Source organism: Clostridium chromiireducens (genome assembly GCF_002029255.1).
Lineage (GTDB): Bacteria > Bacillota > Clostridia > Clostridiales > Clostridiaceae > Clostridium > Clostridium chromiireducens.
This window is the reverse complement of record NZ_MZGT01000001.1, coordinates 134,395-143,314: the sequence shown is the minus strand read 5'-3', so window position 1 is coordinate 143,314 and position 8,920 is coordinate 134,395. Positions and strand designations below refer to the sequence as shown.

The 8,920-nt window shown below is 28.5% G+C and carries 4 protein-coding genes, 1 tRNA gene and 1 other annotated feature; of the genes, 2 read left to right on the top strand and 3 right to left on the bottom strand.

The genetic code is table 11. The features are described from left to right. Positions 1-251 precede the first annotated feature (251 nt). Positions 252-656, top strand: a complete 405-nt coding sequence (locus CLCHR_RS00690; RefSeq protein WP_079437732.1) for an HNH endonuclease signature motif containing protein — start codon at positions 252-254, stop codon at positions 654-656. A gap of 132 nt (positions 657-788) precedes the next feature. Here CLCHR_RS00690 and CLCHR_RS00685 read toward each other — a convergent pair. Together CLCHR_RS00685 and CLCHR_RS00680 are read right to left on the bottom strand one after the other, a co-directional pair. Further along, a tRNA-Leu gene (locus CLCHR_RS00685) sits at positions 789-873 on the bottom strand. A gap of 70 nt (positions 874-943) precedes the next feature. Continuing rightward, entirely contained in the window at positions 944-3,376 is a 2,433-nt protein-coding gene (locus tag CLCHR_RS00680; RefSeq protein WP_079437731.1) for a methyl-accepting chemotaxis protein, read from the bottom strand. Positions 3,377-3,579: 203 nt separating this feature from the next. Then, positions 3,580-3,831: a binding site (T-box leader), on the top strand. Between the two features lie 130 nt (positions 3,832-3,961). On the opposite strand from CLCHR_RS00680, the gene thrS reads away from it, so the two are divergent. Then, positions 3,962-5,893 (top strand): threonine--tRNA ligase, encoded by a 1,932-nt coding sequence (thrS, locus tag CLCHR_RS00675; protein ID WP_079437730.1) that lies wholly within the window; start codon positions 3,962-3,964, stop codon positions 5,891-5,893. Between the two features lie 384 nt (positions 5,894-6,277). On the opposite strand, the gene CLCHR_RS00670 is transcribed toward thrS, so the two are convergent. Further along, positions 6,278-8,911: a hypothetical protein gene (locus CLCHR_RS00670; protein ID WP_079437729.1), complete on the bottom strand. Its 2,634-nt coding sequence runs from the start codon at positions 8,909-8,911 to the stop codon at positions 6,278-6,280. Positions 8,912-8,920 lie beyond the last annotated feature (9 nt).

Here is an 8,920-nt window from a genome sequence, read left to right as displayed (position 1 = left end):
TTACTATACTATCCCTTAATTTCATTTTTATTCCTATAGTTCAATTATTTAATATATATATATTAAATTTGATATTTTCAATTGATTACTTTATAATAATACATGTTAAATACTTTGATGTAAGATACGAGTTATTTTCATTTCTGTCAATAGTTGAGAACTAATAATTCTAATTTAATATAATATAAATAAATTTTTAAATACTCTATATATCTAGGTATATGAGTTAAATTCTAAGGAGGATTTAAACATTGTGTTTATGTGAAATATGTAATGCTGAAGCTGATATACATCATATTGTTCACAGAAGTGAAGGCGGCTTTGATATAGAATTAAATTATAAATATTTATGTCCATCTCATCATAGAGGAAAATATGGGCCCCATCAATCAAAGGAAGTTGATCTTAGATACAAACTAGATCTTCAAGTTAAGTTATATGAAATGTTAAAAAAAGACTATTACTCTTTTAAGGAATTAGCTCTAGAATTAAATATACCTAAAAACACTCTTAAACGAATAACAAAAAATTTAAAACTATATAAAGAAGGCTATAAAAAATCAGAAGTAATCTTCAAAATAATGGGAGAAAAAACTTATTCTGAGGAAATGATTGTTAACCTAACTTTAGATAAATTGATTGAAGATAATTATTAAATTTTTCAATTCTATTATATAGGTTATCTATATAATTATGATTTTTTAACACTAAGGCCACTAGCTTAATTAATAAGCTAGTGGCTTCACTTTATATATTTACTATTAATAAATTATGTTATCTGTGTGTATTGGTGCAGATGAAGGGAGTCGAACCCTTACACCCTAAGGCGCTAGATCCTAAGTCTAGTGCGTCTGCCAATTCCGCCACATCTGCATACCAATATTATACATCTTTTCAATATATTAAATCAAGTTAAATTTATGCTCTATATTAAATCATTAATTCACGATATATTATAACGGCTTAAATCTTCATACTCATCTTCGTACTCTTTAATCTCTTTATATCTTATATAATTTTTTAGTTCTGCTACTTTTGCACACCCCCAACCAAAATCTTTTGTTGGTGGTAAGTCTGCCTCTAATTCTTCTAAAGGAGATAAACTTAGATCAACGAAGTTTTCTACTAATGATAAGTGTATATCCTCATAAGCTGAGTATCTAATAATATATTCATCATTTGAAGGAATTATTAAGTCTTTTAGTTCTTCTTCTAATGGTAAATCAGATTCTCTCATATAATCTAAATCTTTTAATACCACTTCCGGAGTTTTCTCAACTATTGATTCTTCATCAATAACAGATTTTTCTATTATATTTAATTCTTCAATAGTGAAGGTTTTCTCTTGAATATCATCTTCCTTTTCAATCCTAAATTTCCTTACTTTGTTGATTAAATCTTCAGCCTTATCTAATAGAACCTCTGAACTTCCATTTACCTTTTCCGCAAGTATTGCAAGTTCTACTGATGAATCTGTTACTTGTTCTAGCGAATTTGATGAATTTTTTATTTCTTCCGATAATTCATAAACTGTTTCAACTATTAAGTCCTTATTATGACTAATATCCTTAAATGCACTATCTATACTCGAAACCTTAGGAGTGATTTCTTTAACCAATTCAGCTATTTCTGAAAAGGAATCCGACGCCTCATAAATTTTATTTTTTTGATTTTCAAGTTCGCTATCCATGTTTTTGGATTCTTCTACAACTTTATTTAACACGTTAACAAGTCTATTTATTATCTTATGTATATTTTGTGCTGATGCTTTACTCTTATCTGAAAGTTTCCTAACTTCTTGTGCTATAACATTAAATCCTCTTCCTGCTTCTCCTGCACTGGCTGCCTCAATAGCTGCATTAAACGCCAAAAGATTTATCTGCTCTGATATTCCGTTCATAATGTTAATAACTTCACTTACGTTTTTCATATCCCCTTGTATATACTCAATACTAACCGCAAATCTTTCAAAGCTATTATTAACACTTACAATTCCACTATTTAATTCCTCGATATCTTTAGTACCTGCTAGTGATTTATTGCTTATTACTGAGACATCTTGATTAATTAGATGCACATTATTTTTAACTAAATTTATCCTATCTCCAAACTCAGCTAGTTTATTTGTTATATCTTCAAATTCAGAGCTTTGCTTACTAGTAGTGATTGCAACTTCTCCTATTGATGCAGATATTTCTTCTGTAAGAATTGCTAATTTTTCTGCAACTTCAGTTAGTGATAGTGAACCGTCTCTAACTACATTAGCATTATCTCTTACAGATTTAATCATTACTCCTACCGACTCTTTAGCTTGCCCTACACTTGTACATATTTCACTAATTTCATCATTTACTTTAGTATATTTCTTATCAATCTGTGAGTAAAAGTCCCCTTTTGCTATGCTATCTACGTAATTTTTAGCTCCTAATAGCCTGTTTATCATCTTTATAGTAAATCCTATTATTATAACTGATATTAATAAAATCATAATTATTGTCACAATGGCATCAACCATTCCTAAACTGTCTAGTGCACTTAATAAATCTTTTTCTTCAACTGTGATTCCAATAGAAAGACCTGTCTCTCCTATTGGGCTATATGTCATATATCTTACCTTTCCATCATAAGTGTACTTTCCAACTCCAGATTGGGTTCCAATAATCATGCTTTTACCAATATTATTTAAATCGCCTAAGGATTCTTTATCAGACGTCATATTAGTTATGTTTTTATTTTCAGTCACAAGACTTTCATCTTCCGCTACTATAAAATTTCCATTCCTATCGACAATTAATGAATTTCCTGTTCTTAAGAAAGTTGTTTCCTTATTTATAGTAGAAAAATCCATACAATCCTTTACTGATGTAATAACTCCAATAACATTACTTGATGAATCTTTAATCGGCACTGAATATGATATAACCTTTTTATTAGTAATTGGATCCACATATGGATTAGTTATCGCATTATCTCCTTTTATTGATTTCATGAAACTTTGCGTTGTTTTTATCTCTTTTTTATTCCCTAATGTATCTATTGATTTTCCATTCTTATCACTAATACTCATCACTAGCTGACCAGTTGCTTTTAATGCAGGTATAAGAATCTCCACTTTTTCTTCTAAAGGGATACCTTCATTACTAATTATAGGATTGCTTGCAATCATCTCAAGATTCTTAATTTCACTTTTAATTTGGTCATCTGCTCTTCCGGCTGCAGTCTTGGTTACTTCCGACATTACATTTAAGTTACTTTCCCTTAATGAATTGCTTGCAAATTTATACCCAAGTTCAGATAACAATATAAATGCTATTAGCAGCATTGGTATTAAGAACATTATAATTTTTACTTTTATACTTTTATTTTTCTTATTCATTTCTACCTCCTGAAATAAATACCTAAATACAACTTTACATATTTCAATCTTATTCCATCTTGATAAACTTCTTATTAAAATCAGATTAAAACATTGTTAAAACAGGTAAAATATTTTTCAAGAATTTTTCACTTATAGATTTTTTTCTTAATTTATTGACATTCAAAAATTCAATGATTATAATGAAAATATTAATTACTATAATAAACACGTTGATGAGGACAGTAAGCTAAAATTTTATTTTTCAGAGAGAGAATATACTGGTGTGATTATTCTTAAATAAATTTAGACTGAAAACCACCTCTGAGTGGCTCTAATAAAGCCCGTATTTATCGCGTTATGATAAGCTTAAGTGACCTATTTTGTTGGTTTTTAGATAGTTATGTACTTTTCTATATAATTAAACTATTAATAGGTAATTAGAGTGGAACCACGGATATTACTTCGCCTCTATTTTTAGGGATGAAGTTTTTTTATTTGAAAAAATTATATAATTTATATAATGATTACTTAATCAATATTATTATTGAAATTATGTAAATTACAGAAATTATAATGTTTTATATATTGAAAGGAGTTTTAACAATGATAAAAGTAACTTTAAAAGATGGATCAGTTAAAGAATTTGAAGCTGGTTTATCAGTTTACGAAATTGCTAAATCAATTAGTGAAGGTTTAGCTAGAAATGCCTGCTGTGGTGTTGTTAACGGCAAGGTTGTCGACCTTAGAGAAGAAATAAATAAAGATGTAGAGTTAAGTATATGTACCTTTGATTCTCAGGAAGGTAAGGATGCATTGAGACACAGTGTATCTCACGTTTTAGCCTATGCAGTAAAAAGATTATTCCCAGAAACAAAATTAGCTATAGGTCCTTCTATTGTGAATGGCTTTTACTACGATTTTGACAGTGAAACATCATTCACTGCTGCTGATTTAGAAAAACTTGAAGCAGAAATGCAAAAAATAATAAAAGAAAATCCTTCAATCGAAAGATTTACACTTCCAAGAAACGAAGCTTTGGAATTAATGAAAGATGAACCATATAAAGTAGAATTGATAAATGATCTTCCTGAAGGCGAAGTGATTTCTTTCTATAAAATAGGTGAATTCACTGATTTATGCGCTGGTCCTCATCTTATATCAATAAAATCAGTTAAGGCAATTAAGCTTATTAGAAGTGCTGGCGCTTATTGGAAAGGTGACGAGAAGAACAAGATGCTTACTAGAATTTATGGTACTGCATTCTTAAAGAAAGCAGATTTAGATGAGCACTTAGAAGCTTTGGAAGAAGCTAAAAAGAGAGACCATAATAAATTAGGTAGAGAACTTGGAATCTTCACAACTGACGAAAAAGTAGGTCAGGGTCTTCCATTGCTAATGCCTAAGGGTGCTAAGATATTCCAAACTCTTCAAAGATGGATTGAAGACGAAGAAGCTAAGAGAGGATATGTATTAACTAAAACTCCTTTCATGTCTAAGAATGATTTATTTAAAGCTTCTGGACACTGGGATCACTATAAAGATGGTATGTTTATTTTAGGAAACGAAGAAACAGATTCAGAAGTCTTAGCTTTAAGACCAATGACTTGCCCATTCCAATTTACTGTATATAATGCAGAACAACACAGCTATAGAGATCTTCCAATAAGATATAATGAAACTTCTACTCTATTTAGAAAAGAAGCTTCAGGTGAAATGCACGGTCTTATAAGAGTAAGACAATTTACATTAGCAGAAGGTCATATAGTTTGTACTCCTGAGCAAGTAGAAGAAGAATTTAAAGGAGTAATTGATTTAATAGATTATGTTATGTCTACTTTAGGAATAGATGGGGATATAACTTATAGATTCTCTAAATGGGATCCAAACAATACTGAAAAATATATAAATAATCCTGAAGCATGGGAATCTACTCAAAATCAAATGAGAATTATTTTAGATCACTTAAATATAAACTATACTGAAGCTGAAGGTGAAGCTGCATTCTACGGACCAAAGCTTGATATTCAATTTAAGAATGTTCATGGTAAAGAAGATACTATAATAACAGTTCAAATCGACTTTGCTTTAGCTGAAAGATTAGGGATGTCTTATATTGATAAAAATGGAGAAAAGAAAATACCATTTGTTATCCATAGATCATCAATTGGATGCTATGAAAGAACTATAGCAATGCTTATAGAAAAATATGCTGGTGCATTCCCTACATGGCTTGCTCCAGTTCAAGTAAAAGTATTACCAATCTCTGATAAATACAATGATTATGCTGAATCAGTTGTTAAAACTTTAAGAAACAACGGCGTTAAAGTTGAATCAGATTACAGAGCTGAAAAAATCGGCTATAAGATTAGAGAAGCAAGACTTGAAAGAACTCCTTACATCCTAGTTGTTGGAGAAAAAGAAGCTGCAAACAGCGAAGTTTCTGTAAGAAGTAGGAAAAACGATGATGAAGGTGCTGTAAAGTTAGATGCATTCATCGAAAGAATTGTAAAAGAAATAGAAAACAAAGAAAGATAAACTTAAGTATATAAGTTAACGAAATGAGAAGTATGTTTTATTCCGGTTTCTAGGAATTTAGATGGGTAATTCTAAGACTAGAAGTTGCATCAAAAATGCTAGCCTCAAAAACAAGTTTTGAACTAGCATTTTCGAACAACTTCTAGTCAAGAATTATAACCATCTAAATTCCAATGAAACACTTCACAAAACATACTTCTCATTTCTGTTAATATCTACACTTAAGTTATATATATGAAATATAACAAAAAGCACTAAATTGAAAGTTGCTCACTTTAAGTATATACAGCTTTCATTTAGTGCTTTTTATTAATTTGATAAAATACAGACTAAATATAATTTTATCTGTCTAAAAATATTGATTTAATATAACATTAAGTTTTTCTAATAATATCCCTCTTCAATATCTGGGTAGTGTTCCTTTATGTTATTTAACTGTCTTTGTAGTTTACTAATTTGTTTTTTTGTATTATCAATTAATGAATTTTTATCCTTAAGCTTCTCCTCGCTTTTATCTACTAGTTCATTACTTTCTTTAATTTGCTTTTCTAACTCTGAGAAGACAGAATATTCTTTTTTAAAATAAGGCTTTTGTTTTGCCTCCTCGATCAAGCGCTTTTCAGCTTCTACCATATTAGATTCATTAATTAGTTTACTAGCCTGCTCTTTCCACATGTCTGGAGAAAACATACTTTTTAAGGTCCCAAGCTTACTTTTAGATTCATTTATATTATTCTCTGCCATTTCTTTTTTATTGCGCAGTCTTTCAAAGCTTATATATGATGGTAAAAGAATTCTTTTATCTGATTTCAGTACAATCTCTTTGAATTCATCTTTATACATATTATATCTTTCAACCAGCACCCCATTAGTTCGCAATAATTCTGCATTATTAATTTCCAACTCCTGCTTTTCCTTTAGCAATGATTCTAATACGTTTTCCTTATTTTCTTTCTCTATGAAAATATCATTATATCGCTGCTGTTTATGTTTCCATAAATCAACCATTCTATCATAACAATCAAAGTTAACATTATCTTCTACATCTAAACTCATTATTTCAGCTATTAGTAATGGCAGTAATTCTTCCTGCTGTTTTTGACTTATGGAAGTAATTCCGCTGCTTAGAGCCATAAGAATCATAAAATACTCATTTGGAAATCTTAAATTTTGACGTTCTCCATCATAAAAGCTGTCTGATAATGGTCTTTTAGAAATTAAACTATCAATCTCAAGTATAACTGCTGCCACTTCTCTAAATGATGTAATATTACCCAAACTAACCATTATTGATAGGAAAACAAATACTTGGGATTTTATAGATATTTTTAATGTTGTTTCTGACATATTGTCTAAATCAAACTTATCATAATATATTTTAGTTTTCCCAATATTCTCTTCATTTTGTTTTAGTTTCATAATAATTTTATAGATTTTATCCACTAAAATATCATGTATTTGAATATTAGCATTTTTGTTTTTTAGTGAAATTAATATTTTCTCTAAATAATATGAACCTATAGCATCTAGCTTTCTTATTCTTCCTTTGAAATCTTTTTTATCCACAAGAATTTGATAAGCTCTCTCTACTATATTCTCTACAGATTGTACAAATTGTCTTCTATTATATATAACGCCTACATGCATTTGTGATAAATTTATTAATTTATAATATAACACTAATTTAATTTCATCATCACTTATATTGCTTAAATCCTCTAAATTTTTACTTAATGATGTTAGAAATTTTTCCTCATTGGATTTTAGTAAAGTCTCTTTAGATTTACTTATTATATTATTTGATTTATTAGCACTGTTAATAATAGTATATGCAATTCTAAGTTCCCTACCTTTTAAGCCAATGAACCGCTTATATATATAACCATTCCTTACTTCCCTTTTAATCCTTTCATCCAATATTCCCTTAAATATAGATATTTTTCTTTTGGCCTCAATTGTATTTTTATTATAAATAACTATATTTTCATTAAATATTGAATCTTCAAAGCTAATTTTCATATTAATATTATTCTTCTGTAATTCTAGTATTTTTTGCAAGTCTCTATCGTATGAAAATTCCATAGTTTCTAGTATGTCCTGATATTGATTAGTTAGCTTCGATAAGTTTTCATATGACTGCCTTACTATTTTTAATTCTTTCTCAATATAATGTTCTTTCGTCTCTATTGTATTTTCTTCTTCATCCAAAAATTTAATTGTATGCTTTAATTCTTGATTTTCTATCTCAGCCTTAACAAGTTGACTTTCTTTTTCAAACAGTAACTCCTGGTTCTCATTACATTTTTCTTTTAATATTTCTAATTTCTTAATATAAGTTTTATAATTTTTTTCTATATCTGAAACCTGTTTTCTTTGAAATTCAATCTTTTTAATTGATATTTTGTGACATTCTTCTAAAATTTCCTTTTCTCGCTTTATTTCAATTATAGTTTTATTTACATCACTAATTATTTTAGGTTTGTTGCTAAGTTGAATAATTTTTTTTCTTAGATTATTTATTTGTTTATCCTTTTGTAAAATATCTTTTTGTATTTTACAAATTTCCTTTTCCATATACTCAATGGTACTTGGTGCCCTAAAGTTTAAATCACCAATTAACTCTACCGTAAGTGGTTCCGTTTCTTTTAAATACCAACATAAAATATTATGCATAGTTTCCAAAATCTCTATTGGATGCTTAGATATCTTTTTATTATTTCGTGATACATGCTCATATCCATTAACCAGTATAATTTCTATATAATTATATATTTTTTCTGGCAACGAAAATTTTGGGCTAGAATTAATATTATTAAATAAATTCCAAGCTGAAACATTGCTTTCTATATTATTTTTTTCAGCTATATCTTTCAGAAAAACTTCTAGAACTTTTCTAACAATGACCTTTGTAATTATGGGAAAGTACTCACATGCATGTTCAGCTTTAATTAACTCACAGTAATATTTTTCTATACTAGTTCTTCTAAGGTAGGCAAAATTATTTTCATTGTGTTCCATAAGCTCTCC